The following is a 17,431-nucleotide window of genomic DNA, read 5'->3' on the forward strand; positions in this document are numbered from 1 at the left end:
GACTTTGGAGGCGGATAGAAACCCTTAAACAGACTTGAAGGTGCCCAATCAGATGCATCCATTCTGAAATAAGCCAATTACACTCAATCCTGTGAACACTCAAATTCTCTCCATAATCATCAATAATCAGTAAATCATGGCCATCTCACTGAATACCCGAGTCAGCCAGACCGTCAACCTTACGCCACAACTGCAGCAATCAATCAGGCTGTTGCAGCTTTCTAATTCAGAGCTAGAGCAAGAATTAGCCAAAGCAGCTGAAGACAACCCTCTTATCGAATTTGAGCCAAATCCTGAAATTGAATCCAACCTTTCTCAGTCTAGCGAGCGGATTGAAACCAATCAAAACTCTTGGGCTAATAATCGAATATCGCAAGACGATGATGAGGAATGGGGAGAACGCTACGAGCGTATAGCTCATAAACAAACCTTACTAGAATATCTAGACGAGCAGGTTCATCTGCTCAATATCGACCCCAAAGAGCAATCATTGATTGCCTATATCGCCGGATGCTTAGATGAGAGGGGTTACCTCCCAGAGGATCTCGAAGCGATTCAAGCGGATATTGGCACCCAGATTGATGGAGCCAATTCGCGCGATAGTATCCAAAATGCCCTGGCTAAACTGCAATCACTTGATCCTCCAGGTATTGGTGCTCGTGACTTGGCAGAATGCCTGTCACTCCAAATAGATCGCATTCTTGAAAATGCAAAGTCTGATAGGCCCTCTTGGGAATTAGCCCGATATATTGTTACCAGTCATCTATCCAAAGTGGGATCAAAAGACTGGCAAAAAATCAAACAGGCTAGCGGCAAATCTGAGGCAGAAGTACTCAAAGCCGTTGAACTGATTCGTACGCTACAGCATAATCCAGGCTCTCAATTTGAACGTGAGAATGATCAGTGGGTTCTACCGGATGTCGTTGTTAATCTGAAACAAAATCGTTGGGTCGTTGAATCTAATCCCAACGCAAAACCCCGTCTCTCTCTAAACAATGAATACGCAAGAATTCTGAAAGAAAATGGTCAGAAGAACATTGATGGCGTCCTAAAGCAAAAAATGCTAGAGGCAAGTTGGCTCGTGAAGAATATTGTGCAGCGAGAAGAAACTATATTAAGAGTAGCGCAAGCGATTGTTGTCAGGCAACAGCAATTTTTCTCAATGGGGGCTATTGGTATGAAACCTTTAGTTTTGCGTGAAATTGCTGAAGAATTGGAAATGCATGAATCGACCATCTCCAGAGTGACCACTCAAAAATATTTAGCCTGTCAACTGGGAATTTTTGAGTTCAAATATTTTTTTAGCAGTCAAGTCAGCTCAGAAAAAGGTGGCGGCATTTCTTCTACAGCCGTACAGGCCTTAATCAAAAAAATTGTAGAAGAAGAATCTGCTGGTAAACCAATTTCTGATACTCAGATCGCCCAACTATTGAGCGATCAAGGCTACATCATTGCACGGCGTACCGTTGCGAAGTATCGAGATATTCTCCGGATTCCGCCTGTTCACTTGCGCAAACAATAGCCCTCTAGTCACCACTTTACGAAGTAGTAATTTCAATTCGGTTTTTGCCTGCCTTTTTGGCGTTATACATTGCCTGGTCTGCTCGCTCAATGAACGTCAGCGCATCTACTTTCTCCTGTGAAGCCATGGATGTCGCCGGCATAACAATAGATACCCCAATGCTTGCCCCCAAGAATAAGGTCAACGGCTCATCAGCGCTCAATCTTAGAGGATGAGAAATGGCAGTCAATAGTCGATTGGCTAAGTTTTCAACTGATTCCGGTCGATCAACATTTTGTAGAACCACCACAAACTCATCACCGCCCCAACGACATAACAGGTCATCTGACCGGATAGAGTTTTGCAAGCGTGCGCTTACCAAGCATAAGGCTTGATCGCCTAAGGCATGCCCATGCTGATCATTAATCTCTTTAAATCCATCTAGATCAATAAAACATACCGCTAAGATGGCATTACTACTTTGTAGGCCCCTTAGCGCAAGGTCTAGACTCTCAATTAAGCTAGATCTGATTAAGAGCCCAGTTAACTCGTCACGCAAAGTCGCAGACGGCGATGGCTGATCATAAAGTAGCTCTTGAAAAATATGGCGCTGAAGATGGGTCAATTGCGCATCAGAATGGATCTGTGCAACAAGCTCTTGATGATCAGCTTCCTGAGCCAATTTTTGCATTTGAGCAAATAGAGTCTTAAATTGCTCTGCCACGAGTTGTGACTTCGCTTGGCGATCTGTCATTTAATTACAGATAATGGATTTAACGCTCGACTCAATAGTCTCGGGATTAATTGGCAGGATGTCAGACTTACTTTTCTTGAAGAAGACTTCGCTCAAGGCTTTGGACTTGGTATCAAAATACATATAGGAAATACGGTAAAAGAAAAAATGATTTTCCTTGCAATCCTGAGCACCACTCAGACTAAAAAGATTAAAAGGCTTGCCATTAGGTGCTAATTGCTCGGCATTAAAGTGAGCTGAAACGGTGTACCAAACATAAGGCTCTTCTGCTTTACCCCAGCCTGACAATAAATACACGGTGGATTGTCCATTCTTTCGCAGTACAACATCCTTATCATTATTTGACTTCTGCGCGCCCTTTGCACTTCCGGATTTTGCTGGCCCTGACTCCTGCTGTTCAGACTTTGCTTGCGCTCCCACTACAAAGCAGACCGTTAATAGCGCACATAGATAATATTTAATCCGGGGGATTACCGTACTCAATAAAAGAGCCATTATTTGGCACCCCCTGAGGTTTGATTACCGTGCCACTTCTCAAACGCTGCAGGTGTCGACTTACCATCCTCAACACCATAGTAAACAGTCTTGCCATCTTGGCTAAGGGCCGCATAGTATTTACCGCTATCGGGGTCAATCACAAATGCTGCTTCGGCCTCACTACACGCTTGCTTTTTACAACCTGAGCCTAAAATTTGCTTACCAACATAAATCATCGGGACGCTATCTTCCATTGCATTCTGAAAGGCTTTGTAATCAGCGGCTAAGAGGTAAGAAAAAATAAAATCTCTGTTACCGCGCTGTACATATTCAAGGGATGAAGTACCGACCATTAGGGGGGCGTAAGAAACCTCGTCTCTGATGAAATCCTCAAACTTAGTCTTTTGCTGATTTAGAAAAGCAGTTTTTTCGGCTCGCTTTCCTTCTATAGTCTGGTATTCCCAAAACTTGAATCCTGCATAGAGCAAGATGAGCAAAGCCAATAAGATAGCAATGCCCTTCAAAATGATCTTTGCCAAGGCTTTAGCTTTAGCTACTATCATCAGCGTTTGATATCCATTCTGTTATGAAATTTGATCGGCATCATTGCCTTGTAAACGGCTTATTTAATGCAACACCACTATAAAGCAAATTAAATGGATTCCGCCCAATTCCAATCCAAAAGGCGGCTAATTTGTAACGTTTTCGCCAAATTAACAAAAAATACAGGATGGCCGCCTGAAATTTGCCATAATTCTGTTTAATTTAAGAACACTTATTAATTGCGCTACTGAAGATCAATAGCGCAACCCCCAATTTGGAGCATTCATGGGCAATCTAGACGACGCAATTGCAGAGCTAAAAGAGATGAACTCTCGCTTAGCTGAAATTAGCGCCAACATTCAAGCTAGAGATCGAAAATCTGAGGAAAGCCTTAACACTATCAGAAAAGATCTATGGAATATTAAGAATATTGTTACTGATGAAAATATTCAAAATAAAATTGTGCAGAAGGGTATGGAGAGAGCCTTAGGTAAGGCGGCGATATATGCTCTTGTATCAACCATGATGCTATACATTATTGGTAAGTTCTTGCTCTAAAAGACTTACTAGTAATAGCCTAGTTTAGCGTAACTGAGTAGGTTCAATCTTTTCGATCATCACTGAGTAATCAACTATACCCGTCAATCGACTAAGCCAATTTTTTTGACTCAGGTCGCTTACAACAAAATACGCAACCGAATAGTTGCTTTGGTTGGTAATCAAAGTCACATTGCAAGAACGTTGTGATTGGTTGTGCATAACTTCCTTAAATCCATTAAAGGCAAGGGTTTGCGAGTTTTGGATAAGTCCTTCATTATTTCTAATGTTTTGATTAAGCAATATTTGCACTGCCTCATCTTGGCACCTTGGTAGATCTCGGTATTGATAGACATATACCAAAGATCCTAGCGCAACTAGCACAAGAAATGCTAGTAACAAAATCAAGGGAACTTTTCTTTTAAAGGAATTTTCTTCTAAAGATTCCTTGAGGTGATGAATCTGATTTTGTGGTGTTGGTATCATCCCATCATAGCCAAATATTAGAGGCCTTTAACCTTTGCGATCCGCAAAACATTATTTGCCAAATCATCGCCATCAGTCGCAGTTACTTGAGCATGAAGAGTATCAGGCAGCAAACATTTGAGATTGCCATTGACCTTCGCATCGGGGTGCACATTGATTTGTGAGTACGTAATGTCTCCGCGTACAACTGCGCCTGGGTAAATCTCTACTCGACCCTTTGCGTGCACTGATCCGTTGATGCAACCAATAATGATGGCATGAGCACTATAAATATCGCCCTCTAAAAAACCTGTTTTGCCAATCACTGCTGTAAAACCATTGGCAGAGTCTGGGGCTTCTTCGTCTTGATGAATATCGCCTACTAAATGGCCAGACAATAGCATGTTGCCACGATGCGTAAAGTTACCAACAACAGAAGATCCAGCACCCACCGTAGTTGAGTAGGCTAGTTGTGTATCAGCCATTGGGCCTTTTTTTGTAAATTCGAACATCTCATCACCTCCAGCGAGCGATTAGGTCAATATCTTTATTGCACAGCTACTTCAACTAATTTCATCTGTTTAGCACCAGGACTTGGAGATCGAACCCTCCAGCCCTGGAAATACATTTCTACATTATCTAAATCTTGTGCTGATATGACAAAAGGGGGAGCACCCTTAAACGCATGAGCTGTATTTGGCTCAAGATCAATAAGTGTTTGCTTGCCTTGCCCATCAGACACACAAATAGATTGTTTAACTAATGTTTTGACATTCACGACATCACCCAATTTAGAGGCGTTGGGAGACTTATAAACCGGAATCTCAGCATCCCTTATTGGTGGACACTGACTTTGTACAGCAGTCGTATTCACACTGGTAGCTAAAATGGTATTGGGCTTAGTCTCCATATTTGTAGGGTGTTTCTCATCAACTGCTTCTGGCGAGGGCTCTTGGATAACAAGCTCTTTAGGAGCCTCTGGCTTCACCACATTCTTGCTTCCCATCTGCTCTAAAAAAGCTAGGGTTCTCGTAGAAATTTCAAACTGACTATTTAATCCATACAGTACACCAACTGCTATCAACAGACCAAGTAATATCCCGATTCGCCTTACGGGAATAGAGTGCATATTCATGTGAGATAAAGAAATCCCAGAATTGGTGCTTTGATATATCAAGTCATCCAACTGCTCACCTTCATTTACAACAGATTTAGGGGGGCTTGCCTGAGCGGGCTGCTCCCCTCCTTTGGCAACAGACTCTTCCACTTCAACCACAGGATCTGGAACTTCAGCCAGCTCAACGACTTGCTCCAAGTAATCAGAGGGAGATAGTCCTAAAAAAGATCCAACACGTTTTGCCGATGACAGCTTCAGTTGAAAGCTGTAAAACGCGGTCATGCCACCCTCTTCCAACTCTAAAATCATTTTGTTAGACAGACAGCATTGAGTTGCTAGCTCAGAGCGCTCCATACCCCTTTTTTCCCTGGCATTTTTAAGCGCAGAGCCGATGATTTCTGGGAGACGGTCTTGGGGCATGAGCTGAATTTAGTTTTAGCTGAATATTGGCAAAAAAGGGGTTGATTGAAGCCTAAACACAATCATTTGATTTGTCTCTAAATATGATGTTTATTACAGAGAATATTAACACCCAAATTCAGCTTAGAACCTTGTCAAATTGGGCTCAACCCTTTACTTTTTGAGTAAAAATGATCAAAATGAGCCCTAAATCATGTAACCCTCCAGAATTCAAGACAAATTAAAGATGCAGCTCATTTGGATCTCAGGATCAACCTCAACGATGAAACAAGTCAAAATTACGGGTAGAACCGTGATTAAGCTGGCTATTTTGTCCTTTAGTGTATTCATCCTTATCGGCATTGGAATCCATTTTCTAGGCTTTAGGGTAGCTATTCGATTTAGCCCAGAAATGACTAAAGAGATGGGTGGAGTGATCACCAGAACAGAATTGGATGAAATTGAGGCCAATTACCGCGATAAGTTGCAAACCCTGCAACGCCAACTGCCGGTGATTGAGTCAAAAATTAGTACTCTTAATGTACTGAAAGACCAATTCTCTGAATTAGCTACTCCAACTCCCATTAAAACCAAACCCCAAAACACCGATAATTAATGCACTATATTTGTGCACATTTATGCCGTCAATGTTGAGCAAGCTAGAGATTCAGATATGATTTGGTTAAATCTAATAAATTAGGAAAATAGACATGGACAACAATCCAAAGGGTTCACTTTTTGTAGGCGAAGGAGTCGTCGTTAAAGGTACATTTGAAGTACCAGAAATGGCGGTTGTTGCCGGCTTAGTTGAAGGCGAACTCAATACCAAAGAAGTTTTAGTAGACGCTACTGGAATTGTTAACGGCCGAATTAATGCAGAGGTTGTAGAAATTCGTGGTGAAGTGACTCAGGGCCTGCATGTTACCAGTCACCTCAACATCAAATCGAGCGCAAAAATTACGGGGCTAACTCAATATGCTGAAATGAGTGTTGAAAAAGGTGCAAAACTCAGCGGCGAGTTAAGAGTAATCGAGCCAAATCACTCATCCTCTTACTCTGCTACCCCATCTTACGAGTCAAACAACTCTTCAGATAACGAGTAACACTTTCTTGTTTGCAACTTTGAAAGGCGCAGTTTATTTCTAGCGCTTTTCAAAGACCTCTACACCCGTTACGTTAAGCATTGAAAGCATCTGAAAATAGGATGGAGGACTCAAATTGAATTCTGAGTTTTCAAATGCAGAAATCTGCGTTTTATCAATTGCCTTAAAAATTTCAGAGTCAAAATGAATTCCCCTGATGGATTCATCAAGCTCATAAGTATCTTGGTTTAATTTGGATACTGCCTTTACTACCTCTGCCCTACCATTCTCAATTCTCACAATCCAAATATCAGAGTATCCGGTTGAATCTCGAAACAGAGTCCATCTACCCCAAGTAGTATCTTCGTTCTGAATATAGGAGTCTTGGTCTAAGACCTTAAGAACACTACCGCTGTACTTAAAGCTCGAACTCAGTGATTCATTCAAACCATTTAAGAAGAAATGCATTTTGGTTTGCACATCAAAGCTCACTGGGTTTAACTGAGCAATTTGCATTTCATACCTGTAAAGATTTCTCATACAAGAATCCACCCTTGAATCAGGGTTGACAGGGGATTGACTAGACTTAGCATTAAGCTCTTGGGCCTGAGCCTCGGACTTTAATAGAGCTTCCTCAGCTTGAGACTTGATGCTTGAGAAGACAGATAGCGACTCAGAACTTGAACCAAACTTCATATTCCAGTATTTTTCGATCTCCAAACACGCTTGAGATAGTTGCCCTCTCAAATGCTCATCTTTCGTGTACTTGGCAGCTTGGGCAAATAAGCTATCTACCAAACGAATTTCTGCCCCACTTGAGTCAACTTTTTTTGCATGCCAAAAACTCTGAAAGTCTTCATATTGATGACGTAAGCAATAGAACCGAAAAATAGCCGCATCAAACAATGACTGATCCATATACTGAGGAGTAGTCGATCCTAAATTAAATAAAGCCATATATTTTGTTTACTCTATAGACTAAAGCGCAAGAAAGTGGCGCCCAGAAAAAACCTTAGCGACTTTTAATCTTAGCCCAATTTGCTTGAAATACTGCTGATGAATCAACCATGCCTTTGGGCTCCTCACCATTTCTTGAAATCATTAGCCCGTTCAGCTTAGCGCCATGCTCAATACCGAGCTGTCCGTAGGTAATATCGCCTCGAACCTCGGCGCCATCATGCAACTCGACGCGCTCTGTCGCATAGATATTTCCCTCAACTCGTCCGGCAACCAAAACTCTGAATGCATATATGTCGCCTTGCACAACACCCGAACGGCCCAAGGCAATACTCACATCTTTGCCCTGCGCTGCCTCTATATTTCCGATAACGCTGCCATCAATACGCAGACTTTCATTCGCGACTAGTCTTCCATGCACTTCTGTGGCTGGACCAACAATCGTCTCGAATGACTCCATTGTGGGTTGCAAAAATTTAATCGACTGAGATTTCTTAAAAAGCATGTCTTTATTCCCTTAAACCATTATTGAAATGATTTTCTGTGACCTATAGCTTATGTCTAATTTGGAGATCTATTTTAGTCTTATTTTTTCGACTTCAAAAGCCTGAATTAGTAATGTTAATAAATGCTAACTTTTGCCAATTCATTCAAAGAGCGTTTATCAGGCTTATTTACAACCATTAGTGGCGAAATATCTGAAAAGGCTGGGTTTTGCCCTTGCCCCTATAGATGCTGAAGTTTATTAGCTATAGCGATAAGCGGGCGTCAAAGCCAAATTGCCTTCGCACAAATCGATCTAACCCAGGCAGTTTTAAACACACTTATAAAGAAGGCGAAGATTCTGAATTTTTCCGAATTGCAACTCAGCTGCATCCATCTCTGCGTCATAGTTTTCTTTGTGAGAATGCACAAAAATGTGCAATACCCTTTTGGCTTGATCATGACCCTGAAGGGCAGCTAAGGACAGAAAATAAAATGATTTTTTTAAATCCAGAGGAATAAATTCTCCCTTTCCATACAGGGAACCTAAGGTAAAGGCGCACTGCCGGCTACCCTCATGTGCACCGATAGTGAGATATTTAATTCCTAATTCCACGTCTCTGGGTACGCCTTGCTCCATCCCAAGACCAAGGGCATAGATATTGCCTAAATTACAGAAGGCATCTTTGACTTCTTCTTTGACAGCTCTGAGGTAATATTCCACCGCAGTTTTATAGCTTTGAGGAACTTTGCCGAGCCCTCTCTCATGCATCAGACCAACATTAAATAATGCATAACCATTGCCTATGCTGGTATGACCATTCTGCAACTCGTAAAACTTTTCCATCTGCTCAGACTCTAGATGACCATCAAAGGTCATCTTGGTTAGCAAAAAGAGTGCGTCATCATTTTGATCGTTAACAGCGGCGTCATACAAAATATCAAAAGCAACATCGTACTTGCCTTTTTGAATATTGAGTTGACCTAACTCTATTGCGCCATAGCTCATGGTTTTAACCTTTGACTTTCTTGTGAATCTATAAAATCTGCATGTGTAATGTTACATAGTCTCAAACATAAACTGAAACACGGTTTAAGACTTGAATGAATATCTATTTTAGCCCCCATTGGCGACAGTCGATAGGGGCCTTTTTAGGGCTATATTGCCTTCCCTTCCCGCCCCAAATGAGTGCTCGCGCATCGATCTACAGCCAGCAATTTAGCCTCTATGTGGCTTTTCTGCATAAACCTAGCGGTGAATCTTCTGATGGCTAATTTCAACTTTCAGGAGAATATAAATCTGATATTGTTCAGTTTGTGCTCGGCTGTTAATAGGTCATAGGGACTTTGACTTGTGGGTCTAGAAACTTCGGGGACTAAAACATCCTGAGCCCAATAAAACTTACCCATTTAATTCTCTTGCTGAAATCCCATTAAATTGAGCGAATGATGACTAAATTATCTAAACCTATTCTGCCGATTCGCCTCAGTACATTTGCTATTTGCATCATTGGAATGGTGGTGAGTGGATTTCTTCAATTCATGGGTATCACTAATTGGTATTTCTTACTAATTTTTAGTTTCTTAACTTTGGTGGGTGTTCATGATTGCCTCCAAACTAAGCATGCTATTTTGCGCAACTATCCAATTCTGGGTCATATGCGCTTTTTGCTGGAATTTATACGCCCGGAAATCCGACAATACTTCTTTGAGGGGGATAACGATAAAACGCCGTTCTCACGGGAGCAACGCACCTTAGTCTATTCACGCGCTAAAGGCATGGCTGATCAAATTCCATTTGGCACTACTTTAGATGTAATGGCACCAGGCTATCAGTGGATTAATCAATCTCTAGCACCCACCCATTTACCCACTCATGAATTTCGTATTGAGATTGGAGGGAAGGACTGTAAACAAAAATACTCGGCCAGTATTTTTAATATCTCGGCGATGAGTTTTGGGTCATTAAGTGCCAATGCGGTGATGGCTCTCAATCTAGGAGCGAAAAATGGTAACTTTGCCCACGACACTGGTGAAGGCTCGATCTCTCGCTATCACCGCGTTTATGGTGGCGATTTAATTTGGGAAATCGGCTCTGGCTATTTTGGTTGTCGTAATCCCGATGGTAGCTTTAGCACTGAAAAATATACTCAAAATGCGCTAGACCCTCAAGTCAAAATGATTGAAATCAAAATGAGTCAAGGCGCCAAGCCAGGGCATGGTGGAATCTTGCCTGGCCCTAAAGTGACCCCTGAAATTGCTGAAGCGCGTGGCGTTATGGTGGGTGAAAACTGCATCTCCCCCTCCTCTCATAGCGCATTTTCTTCACCACTAGAGATGATGCAGTTTATTAAAACCTTACGTGACCTATCTGGTGGCAAACCCGTTGGCTTTAAGTTGTGTATTGGCCATCCCTGGGAATGGTTTGGAATCGTCAAAGCGATGCTAGAAACTAATATCTATCCTGACTTTATTGTGGTCGATGGCTCTGAAGGTGGCACTGGCGCAGCGCCGGTAGAATTTACTAATCATGTAGGTACGCCGCTACAAGAAGGTTTGCGTTTAGTCCATAACACTCTCCTAGGAGTAAACCTGCGCGATCACATCAAAATTGGTTGCTCAGGAAAAATTATTAGTGCTTTTGATATGGCCGTTGCTTTTGCGCTAGGGGCGGATTGGTGTAATAGCGCCCGAGGCTTTATGTTCTCGATCGGCTGCATTCAGGCTCAAACATGCCATACCGGTAATTGCCCGACTGGCGTGACGACTCAAGATCCATTACGTCAAAAAGCACTCGTACCAAGCAATAAGGCTGAACGCGTCTTTCATTTCCACAATGAAACCTTGAAAACATTAAAAGAGTTAGTAGAGGCGGCGGGATTACAGCATCCTAGCGAGATTGATGCATCACATATTATTCGTCGCATTAATGCAAATGAAGTTCGCTTATTATCAAACCTACTACCTGAAATGCCGGCAGGGCTCTTACTCAAATCTGCGGCGATTGATCCAACCCTAGGCTTACCTAAAGCGTTTGAGCTCTATTGGAATAAGGCTCAGGTGGGCAGTTTTTCTGCGCTCAAACATTAAACTGTTTGAAGCAAATACCGCACACTACCCTATAACTCCAGGGCTCTTTGGCTGGTAAAGGCTCGCTGCTCTCCAGTAATGGGGTCAAGAAAAGCTATTTCTTTGGCGAGCAACTGCAAAGGTTTTGAAAAATCCAAGTCATACTCTTGATACGGAGTAAGTATGGGGTATATCTGATCATACTTAATCGGTATACCTAAGGCATTAAGGTGACAACGGAGCTGATGCTTCTTACCGCTACCTGGTATAAGTCGATATTTAGCCCACGGCTTATTTTGGACAATAAGCTCAATCAATGTATCGGTATTGGCTTGGCCCTCTACCTCCATCATTTGTAAGAAATGCTCGGATTCTTCTAGCCTACTTTGATAAGTCATTGGCAGCTTTGCATTCAGCGCATCAGAATAAAGTGCAATCGCTTCATAAATCTTAGTGACAGATCTGTCCCTAAAGAGATTCTGATACGAGGCTCTCTCATCTGGTTTGACAGAAAAAATTACGATTCCAGCAGTATCGCGGTCAATGCGGTGGATCGGACTCAAAGTCTGAAGGCCTGTTTTTTTCTTTAGGCGATTGAGTAAAGTTTGATGCAAGTAAAGCCCGCTAGGTGTTACTGGTAAAAAGTGAGGCTTATCTGCAACCACGATATGTTCATCTTGAAAGAGGATATGTTCCTCAAAAGGTATTGCGGGCTCTCTTGCTAAGCGCCTAAAGTAAATGAGATGGGTATTAGGTTGATAGGCATCGCCAGCGCCAAGGGCCTGCCCCTCGTCATTGAGTACAAGGCCCTGGGAAAATCTATCTTCCCACTCTTTTACTTCAATGTGAGGAAATTGAGTGATAAAGAAATGCAATAAGTTCGGGTGAGCCTGATCAGCAGGCAAAAATACCCGTGATGATGAGACCCCCTCTGAATTAACTCTCATGCCAATAACGCTCTTTAATTCTTAAGGCGACAGTTACTAGGCCGATCATGATAGGCACTTCTACCAAAGGCCCTATCACTGCTGCAAAGGCAGCCCCAGAATTGATGCCAAAGACTGCAATTGCTACAGCAATTGCTAATTCAAAATTATTACTTGATGCTGTGAAAGAAAGCGTGCAACACCTTTTGTAATCAATACCCATCTTGGCTGTAATTACAAAAGTGATCAGAAACATCACTCCAAAATAGATCAGCAATGGAATAGAGATTGTTAAAACATCCCCCGGCAACTCGAGAATCAGTTTTCCCTTCAGGCTAAACATCACTACGATAGTAAAGAGTAAGGCAATCAATGTGAGCTTGCCAATCTTGGGTACAAAGTGTTCGTGATACCACTCTTTAGAAACAAACTTTAGCATCACGAATCTAGTTAGCAATCCTGCAATACAAGGAATGCCTAAATAAATAAAGACAGTCTTGGCGATCTCGCTAATAGTGATACTCACGCTTGATCCTTCGAGACCAAACAGGGGTGGAAGTACGGTCAAGAATACATAGGCATAGATACTAAAAAATAGAACTTGGAAAATGGCATTAAACGCCACTAAGCCAGCAGCATATTCTGTAGACCCCTTGGCAATGTCATTCCAGACAATCACCATTGCAATACAAGGTGCAATCCCAATCAAAATAAGACCTGCCATGTATTCAGGTTGATTGGGCACAAAGGTAATTGCCAGAAGGAACATGAAGATTGGGGCAATGATCCAATTCATGAGGAAAGCAATCGCAAAGATTTTTTTATCTCTAAAGATATCAGGTAGGTCTTCATATCTCACCTTAGCAAAGGGCGGATACATCATGAGTATTAAGCCTATCGCTATGGGGTAATTAGTGCTACCCACCTGAAACGAGTTAATCAAGCCCTCTACCTCTGGAAATAAATGGCCCAAACCAATACCCAAGGCCATGGCAGCAAAAATCCAGACCGTTAAATACCGATCTAAGAAAGACAGTTTTTTGGTCAGAGAACTCATGATGTTGTATGGATCCCTTTTAAAGACATGGCATCGAGCTTATCTAAGGGCATGGCAGCCAGAATATCCACTCTCTTTTTAAGGCCATTCATTACACTAACAAACGCTGCCTTCTTTTCGATATCAGTACCCTGCACTTGCGATGGATCAGGGAAGCCCCAGTGGGCTGTAACTGGATGCCCAGGCCAATGGGGGCAAACCTCACCTGCTGCGTTATCGCATACCGTAATGATGAAATCCATCTTTGGGGCATCTGGCTGTGCAAATACGTCCCAGCTTTTGGATTTGAGCAAGAAAGTATCTAAGCCTAGCTCTTTGGCAATCTGAGCTGCGTATGGATTGACGCTAGTGCCGGGAGTAGAGCCAGCAGAAAAACCTTTGAGCTTACCGCTGGGGTGAGTGGATGCCAATGCTTCGCCAATAATCGAGCGAGCTGAATTATGGGTGCAGAGAAAAAGAACGTTGTATTGTTTCATGATGACTTTGCTTTCTTTAAAACTTTGGCTGGAACACATGATTGTCCATTGCAGCAGTTTTCCAATAGGAACTCGCTGAGATCTTGAACAAGCTTTGCATTCGGGCGATAAATGAGATTACGACTTTGCCTCTCTACTACGAGTAGATCTGCCTGCACTAACTCCTTGAGGTGAAAACTCAATGTCGCATTCGGAATGCCTAATTTTTCGATCATTTGGCTGGGAGTGAGACCCTCATCTCCTCGCTGCACAATTAAGCGGAAGATATTGAGTCTTGACTCCTGCCCTAAGGCTAAAAAGGCCTGTATTGCATCAGTATTTTTCATATTTCTAATTATATAGAAATATATATGACGAATTGATGACAGTAAAAAAGCCACCCGAAGGTGGCTTTTTTGATGCAGCTTGAGACGCTTACTCGCGTGAAGCCTTCTTGCGATCATGCTCCTTGAGGTGGCGCTTACGAACACGCACACTCTTAGGTGTTACTTCAACCAATTCATCGTCACTAATGAATTCAACCGCATATTCCAAAGTCAGATCAATTGGGGTGACTAGGCGAACCGCTTCATCAGTACCGGAAGAACGCACGTTGGTTAATTGTTTACCTTTAATCGGGTTCACAACCAGATCATTGTCACGACTATGAATACCGATCACCATACCTTCATAAACGGGATCGCCATGCTTTACAAACATACGACCACGGTCTTGCAATTTCCAAATAGCATAAGCAACTGCCTCGCCATCATCTTGGCTAATCAATACACCGTTATGACGTTCGCCCAAAATGCCATCTTTAGCAGGTGCATAAGCATCAAAGGTATGACTCATCAAACCATTACCACGGGTCATGGTCATGAAATCGCCTTGGAAGCCGATCAAGCCACGTGCTGGAATGCGGTACTCAAGACGGGTGCGACCTTTTCCATCGCTCACCATATCTTGCAACTCACCTTTACGCTTACCCAAATCTTCCATTACGGCGCCTTGGGTAGCATCTTCCACGTCAACCGTTAAATTCTCATACGGTTCCATCTTCACGCCATTCTCTTCATGGAAAACGACACGTGGACGAGAAACAGCCATTTCATAACCTTCACGGCGCATAGTCTCTACAAGAATCGTAAGGTGTAATTCACCGCGACCTGATACTTCGAACACAGTATCGTCATCAGTTTCTTTTACACGCAATGCCATATTGGATTTCAATTCACGGTCTAAGCGTTCGCGGATCTGACGGCTAGTCACAAACTTACCTTCACGACCGGCCAATGGGCTAGTGTTCACCATGAAGTTCATTGTTAAAGTTGGCTCATCAATTTTGAGCATCGGCAAGGCATCTGGTGTATCAACTGCACAAACCGTTGTACCAATAGCTAGCTCCTCGATACCATTGATCAGTGCGATATCGCCAGCAATCGCCTCTTCAACGACCTCACGCTCCAAACCCTTAAATTTTAAGACCTGGTTTACACGGCCTTTGAATGGCACGCCATCTGGTCCATTCATGCAAATGACTTCCATGCCGGATTTAACGCGGCCGCGGTTTACACGACCAATACCGATTTTTCCAACGTAGCTGTTGTAGTCAATAGAAGAGATCTGAAACTGTAAAGGACCATCAGGATTATCGTCACGGACAGGAACATGCTCTAAGACAGCATCAAATAATGGCCGCATATCGCCCTCACGCACATCTTCAGTCATGCCTGCATAGCCGTTTAAGCCAGATGCATAAATGATCGGAAAATCGAGCTGCTCTTCAGTAGCGCCCAGTTTGTCAAACAACTCAAAGGTTGCATTGATAACGTAATCGCAACGAGCGCCTGGACGGTCAACCTTGTTGATCACCACAATTGGCTTTAGACCAAGCGCTAGCGCTTTCTTGGTAACAAAACGAGTTTGCGGCATTGGGCCTTCAACTGCATCAACTAAAAGCAATACGCCATCAACCATAGACAGTACGCGCTCCACTTCACCGCCGAAGTCAGCGTGTCCTGGGGTATCAACAATATTGATATGGGTGCCGTTGTACTCTACTGAGCAGTTCTTGGACAAAATAGTAATGCCACGCTCTTTTTCCAGGTCATTTGAATCCATGACACGTTCGGTCATTTTTTCATTCGAACGGAATGTGCCTGATTGGCGTAAGAGTTGGTCAACCAAAGTAGTTTTACCGTGGTCAACGTGGGCGATGATAGCGATGTTACGGAGTGCGCGTTTAGTCATGTGAAGCTTCTAAAGTTAAAGATAAGTGAAAGTTAATTAATTGGGTAATGAATACTTCTATTAATGAGCCTGCGAAATCAAACGCTTGGGATGCAATACCCCAGAGCGCCAATCAGCAGTGCCAATAAAGTTATGGGGTGCGGCAGTAGCACGATAAATACGCACTAGAGCTTCAATCGATGGCAAATTCAGAGGTACGCGCTGACCCATCTCTAAGCGCTTAGCCTGTTGCTCATCCACAGTTAAATGCGGCAAGGTTTGTAGCAATGCATCAACTGGCAATATGTAGTTTGAGCTATTTTGCAAACCACTCTGAATCGATTCAATCGTAAATGACTGCTCCAGATTTAAGTGGCCTACTTCAGTGCGGCGCAGGCCAACTAAATGAGCGCCACAACCTAAGGTATTACCAATGTCTTCTGCCAATACTCGAATGTAGGTACCTTTGCTGCAGGAGACTTCTAAAGTTGCTACTGGCCATGCAATATCAGTCCAGCGAATTTGATGAATAGTGATCTCGCGGGCAGTCCGCTCCAACTCAACACCGGCACGCGCATATTCATATAAAGGTTTGCCATCGCGCTTAAGCGCAGAATACATCGGTGGCACTTGAGAAATCAGTCCAGTAAATTTTGGCAGTAAGGCATCTAGCACTTTTCTGAGATCTGCCTCACTTGTAAAGACGGGTATAGGCAACTCTTCAATAGTGAGGCCTTCAGCATCACCGGTATCAGTACGAGATCCAAATTTCACTTGGGCTATGTATGTTTTATCTGCCTCTAATAAATCTTGAGAGTATTTAGTTGCCTCACCTAAACAAATAGGTAAAAGGCCAGTAGCCATCGGGTCCAAAGTACCTGTATGGCCAGCTTTATCAGCATTAAATGCGCGCTTGACTGCAGTAACTGCACCCTGGGAACTCATTCCTGCAGGTTTATCTAGCAGCACTACGCCGTCGATCCGAATAGCCATGAAATTATTGCGCTTCGTCTTTGCGATCGCCACGATCACTATCAACTGCTTGATCGATCAATCGAGACATCTCTATGCCGTGCTCCACTGAGCTGTCATAGTGAAAGTGCAAGGTTGGAACGGTATGAATATGCAAGCGCTTAAACAATAAAGAATGTAAATATCCTGCTTTTTCCTGAAGCGCCTTGAGCACATGCTCAGGCTCAGCACCCAGTACCGTGAAGAATACTTTGGCATGTGCTAAATCTGGCGTGAGCTCAATACTTTGCAAGGTAATTAAGCCTAAGCTCGGACTACGCAACTCACGTGGGATGAGCTCGGCCAGGTCTCGCTGAATTTGATCGGCGAGACGCTGGTTACGATGCGGACTAGTTTTGTGCATAT

At 43.0% G+C, this 17,431-nt stretch carries 21 protein-coding genes; 5 read left to right on the forward strand and 16 right to left on the reverse strand.

Annotated features, from left to right (window positions below):
* Window positions 1-136 precede the first annotated feature (136 nt).
* A complete protein-coding gene (gene rpoN, locus ICN31_RS05420) occupies window positions 137-1,522 on the forward strand; it encodes an RNA polymerase factor sigma-54 (protein ID WP_216259339.1) in 1,386 nt (461 codons plus the stop codon).
* 16 nt (window positions 1,523-1,538) lie between these two features.
* On the opposite strand, the gene ICN31_RS05425 is transcribed toward rpoN, so the two are convergent.
* Genes ICN31_RS05425 through ICN31_RS05435 form a run of 3 tightly spaced genes read right to left on the reverse strand, consistent with a single transcriptional unit; the run spans window position 1,539 to window position 3,295 of the window.
* On the reverse strand, window positions 1,539-2,255 hold the full coding sequence (locus ICN31_RS05425; RefSeq protein WP_216259341.1) for a GGDEF domain-containing protein: 717 nt from the start codon (window positions 2,253-2,255) through the stop codon (window positions 1,539-1,541).
* Complete coding sequence (locus ICN31_RS05430) at window positions 2,256-2,750, reverse strand: hypothetical protein (RefSeq protein WP_216259343.1); 495 nt, start codon at window positions 2,748-2,750, stop codon at window positions 2,256-2,258. It lies immediately after the preceding gene.
* Entirely contained in the window at window positions 2,750-3,295 is a 546-nt protein-coding gene (locus ICN31_RS05435; RefSeq protein WP_216259345.1) for a hypothetical protein, read from the reverse strand. Before ICN31_RS05435 ends, ICN31_RS05430 begins: the two co-directional genes overlap by 1 nt.
* Window positions 3,296-3,560: 265 nt before the next feature.
* Here ICN31_RS05435 and ICN31_RS05440 point away from each other — a divergent pair, with 265 nt between their 5' ends.
* Window positions 3,561-3,833 (forward strand): hypothetical protein, encoded by a 273-nt coding sequence (locus ICN31_RS05440; protein ID WP_216259347.1) that lies wholly within the window; start codon window positions 3,561-3,563, stop codon window positions 3,831-3,833.
* Window positions 3,834-3,857: 24 nt separating this feature from the next.
* On the opposite strand, the gene ICN31_RS05445 is transcribed toward ICN31_RS05440, so the two are convergent.
* From ICN31_RS05445 to ICN31_RS05455, 3 genes are read right to left on the reverse strand one after another with little or no spacing between them, the layout of a single operon-like run.
* Complete coding sequence (locus tag ICN31_RS05445) at window positions 3,858-4,298, reverse strand: hypothetical protein (protein WP_216259349.1); 441 nt, start codon at window positions 4,296-4,298, stop codon at window positions 3,858-3,860.
* 17 nt (window positions 4,299-4,315) lie between these two features.
* Complete coding sequence (locus tag ICN31_RS05450; protein WP_216259350.1) at window positions 4,316-4,789, reverse strand: polymer-forming cytoskeletal protein; 474 nt, start codon at window positions 4,787-4,789, stop codon at window positions 4,316-4,318.
* Window positions 4,790-4,824: 35 nt separating this feature from the next.
* Window positions 4,825-5,814, reverse strand: coding sequence for a multiprotein-bridging factor 1 family protein (locus ICN31_RS05455; RefSeq protein WP_216259352.1), 990 nt, complete (start codon window positions 5,812-5,814; stop codon window positions 4,825-4,827).
* 262 nt (window positions 5,815-6,076) lie between these two features.
* Here ICN31_RS05455 and ICN31_RS05460 point away from each other — a divergent pair, with 262 nt between their 5' ends.
* Entirely contained in the window at window positions 6,077-6,409 is a 333-nt protein-coding gene (locus tag ICN31_RS05460; RefSeq protein WP_216259354.1) for a hypothetical protein, read from the forward strand.
* Window positions 6,410-6,503: 94 nt separating this feature from the next.
* The gene (locus ICN31_RS05465) at window positions 6,504-6,896 is read left to right on the forward strand and encodes a polymer-forming cytoskeletal protein (protein WP_216259356.1); all 393 of its coding nucleotides are present in this window, start codon (window positions 6,504-6,506) and stop codon (window positions 6,894-6,896) included.
* A gap of 39 nt (window positions 6,897-6,935) precedes the next feature.
* On the opposite strand, the gene ICN31_RS05470 is transcribed toward ICN31_RS05465, so the two are convergent.
* From ICN31_RS05470 to ICN31_RS05480, 3 genes are all read right to left on the reverse strand, one after another.
* The gene (locus tag ICN31_RS05470) at window positions 6,936-7,832 is read right to left on the reverse strand and encodes a hypothetical protein (RefSeq protein ID WP_216259359.1); all 897 of its coding nucleotides are present in this window, start codon (window positions 7,830-7,832) and stop codon (window positions 6,936-6,938) included.
* Between the two features lie 55 nt (window positions 7,833-7,887).
* Window positions 7,888-8,337 carry a polymer-forming cytoskeletal protein gene (locus ICN31_RS05475; protein ID WP_216259361.1) on the reverse strand — a complete coding sequence of 150 codons (450 nt, stop codon included), beginning with the start codon at window positions 8,335-8,337 and terminating at the stop codon, window positions 7,888-7,890.
* A gap of 309 nt (window positions 8,338-8,646) precedes the next feature.
* The gene (locus tag ICN31_RS05480) at window positions 8,647-9,324 is read right to left on the reverse strand and encodes a tetratricopeptide repeat protein (RefSeq protein WP_216259364.1); all 678 of its coding nucleotides are present in this window, start codon (window positions 9,322-9,324) and stop codon (window positions 8,647-8,649) included.
* 440 nt (window positions 9,325-9,764) lie between these two features.
* Between ICN31_RS05480 and ICN31_RS05485 the strand changes: the two genes are divergently transcribed.
* On the forward strand, window positions 9,765-11,405 hold the full coding sequence (locus tag ICN31_RS05485) for an FMN-binding glutamate synthase family protein (protein ID WP_370624325.1): 1,641 nt from the start codon (window positions 9,765-9,767) through the stop codon (window positions 11,403-11,405).
* Between the two features lie 29 nt (window positions 11,406-11,434).
* Here ICN31_RS05485 and ICN31_RS05490 read toward each other — a convergent pair whose 3' ends face one another.
* The 7 genes from ICN31_RS05490 to rbfA form a co-directional block, all read right to left on the reverse strand.
* Window positions 11,435-12,331 (reverse strand): pseudouridine synthase, encoded by an 897-nt coding sequence (locus ICN31_RS05490; protein ID WP_216259368.1) that lies wholly within the window; start codon window positions 12,329-12,331, stop codon window positions 11,435-11,437.
* Window positions 12,321-13,367: an ACR3 family arsenite efflux transporter gene (gene arsB, locus ICN31_RS05495; protein WP_216259369.1), complete on the reverse strand. Its 1,047-nt coding sequence runs from the start codon at window positions 13,365-13,367 to the stop codon at window positions 12,321-12,323. The genes ICN31_RS05490 and arsB overlap by 11 nt, the downstream gene beginning before the upstream one ends.
* Complete coding sequence (locus ICN31_RS05500; RefSeq protein ID WP_216259372.1) at window positions 13,364-13,843, reverse strand: arsenate reductase ArsC; 480 nt, start codon at window positions 13,841-13,843, stop codon at window positions 13,364-13,366. Before ICN31_RS05500 ends, arsB begins: the two co-directional genes overlap by 4 nt.
* A complete protein-coding gene (locus ICN31_RS05505) occupies window positions 13,840-14,169 on the reverse strand; it encodes a helix-turn-helix transcriptional regulator (protein ID WP_216259374.1) in 330 nt (109 codons plus the stop codon). Before ICN31_RS05505 ends, ICN31_RS05500 begins: the two co-directional genes overlap by 4 nt.
* An 88-nt stretch (window positions 14,170-14,257) precedes the next feature.
* Window positions 14,258-16,075, reverse strand: coding sequence for a translational GTPase TypA (gene typA / locus ICN31_RS05510; protein ID WP_216259376.1), 1,818 nt, complete (start codon window positions 16,073-16,075; stop codon window positions 14,258-14,260).
* Window positions 16,076-16,135: 60 nt separating this feature from the next.
* The gene (gene truB / locus ICN31_RS05515; RefSeq protein WP_216260796.1) at window positions 16,136-17,047 is read right to left on the reverse strand and encodes a tRNA pseudouridine(55) synthase TruB; all 912 of its coding nucleotides are present in this window, start codon (window positions 17,045-17,047) and stop codon (window positions 16,136-16,138) included.
* A gap of 4 nt (window positions 17,048-17,051) precedes the next feature.
* Entirely contained in the window at window positions 17,052-17,429 is a 378-nt protein-coding gene (gene rbfA / locus ICN31_RS05520) for a 30S ribosome-binding factor RbfA (RefSeq protein WP_216259378.1), read from the reverse strand.
* Window positions 17,430-17,431 lie beyond the last annotated feature (2 nt).

Origin of the sequence: Polynucleobacter sp. UB-Piko-W3, from assembly GCF_018881635.1 — a bacterium.
In the GTDB taxonomy this organism is placed as follows: domain Bacteria; phylum Pseudomonadota; class Gammaproteobacteria; order Burkholderiales; family Burkholderiaceae; genus Polynucleobacter.

Bases quoted from the DNA above. Each gene is read 5' to 3' on its own strand.
- rpoN (WP_216259339.1), top strand. From the start codon at position 137: ATGGCCATCTCACTGAATACCCGAGTCAGCCAGACCGTCAACCTTACG.
- ICN31_RS05425 (WP_216259341.1), bottom strand. From the start codon at position 2,255: ATGACAGATCGCCAAGCGAAGTCACAACTCGTGGCAGAGCAATTTAAG.
- ICN31_RS05430 (WP_216259343.1), bottom strand. From the start codon at position 2,750: ATGGCTCTTTTATTGAGTACGGTAATCCCCCGGATTAAATATTATCTA.
- ICN31_RS05435 (WP_216259345.1), bottom strand. From the start codon at position 3,295: ATGATAGTAGCTAAAGCTAAAGCCTTGGCAAAGATCATTTTGAAGGGC.
- ICN31_RS05440 (WP_216259347.1), top strand. From the start codon at position 3,561: ATGGGCAATCTAGACGACGCAATTGCAGAGCTAAAAGAGATGAACTCT.
- ICN31_RS05445 (WP_216259349.1), bottom strand. From the start codon at position 4,298: ATGATACCAACACCACAAAATCAGATTCATCACCTCAAGGAATCTTTA.
- ICN31_RS05450 (WP_216259350.1), bottom strand. From the start codon at position 4,789: ATGTTCGAATTTACAAAAAAAGGCCCAATGGCTGATACACAACTAGCC.
- ICN31_RS05455 (WP_216259352.1), bottom strand. From the start codon at position 5,814: ATGCCCCAAGACCGTCTCCCAGAAATCATCGGCTCTGCGCTTAAAAAT.
- ICN31_RS05460 (WP_216259354.1), top strand. From the start codon at position 6,077: ATGAAACAAGTCAAAATTACGGGTAGAACCGTGATTAAGCTGGCTATT.
- ICN31_RS05465 (WP_216259356.1), top strand. From the start codon at position 6,504: ATGGACAACAATCCAAAGGGTTCACTTTTTGTAGGCGAAGGAGTCGTC.
- ICN31_RS05470 (WP_216259359.1), bottom strand. From the start codon at position 7,832: ATGGCTTTATTTAATTTAGGATCGACTACTCCTCAGTATATGGATCAG.
- ICN31_RS05475 (WP_216259361.1), bottom strand. From the start codon at position 8,337: ATGCTTTTTAAGAAATCTCAGTCGATTAAATTTTTGCAACCCACAATG.
- ICN31_RS05480 (WP_216259364.1), bottom strand. From the start codon at position 9,324: ATGAGCTATGGCGCAATAGAGTTAGGTCAACTCAATATTCAAAAAGGC.
- ICN31_RS05485 (WP_370624325.1), top strand. From the start codon at position 9,765: ATGACTAAATTATCTAAACCTATTCTGCCGATTCGCCTCAGTACATTT.
- ICN31_RS05490 (WP_216259368.1), bottom strand. From the start codon at position 12,331: ATGAGAGTTAATTCAGAGGGGGTCTCATCATCACGGGTATTTTTGCCT.
- arsB (WP_216259369.1), bottom strand. From the start codon at position 13,367: ATGAGTTCTCTGACCAAAAAACTGTCTTTCTTAGATCGGTATTTAACG.
- ICN31_RS05500 (WP_216259372.1), bottom strand. From the start codon at position 13,843: ATGAAACAATACAACGTTCTTTTTCTCTGCACCCATAATTCAGCTCGC.
- ICN31_RS05505 (WP_216259374.1), bottom strand. From the start codon at position 14,169: ATGAAAAATACTGATGCAATACAGGCCTTTTTAGCCTTAGGGCAGGAG.
- typA (WP_216259376.1), bottom strand. From the start codon at position 16,075: ATGACTAAACGCGCACTCCGTAACATCGCTATCATCGCCCACGTTGAC.
- truB (WP_216260796.1), bottom strand. From the start codon at position 17,047: ATGGCTATTCGGATCGACGGCGTAGTGCTGCTAGATAAACCTGCAGGA.
- rbfA (WP_216259378.1), bottom strand. From the start codon at position 17,429: ATGCACAAAACTAGTCCGCATCGTAACCAGCGTCTCGCCGATCAAATT.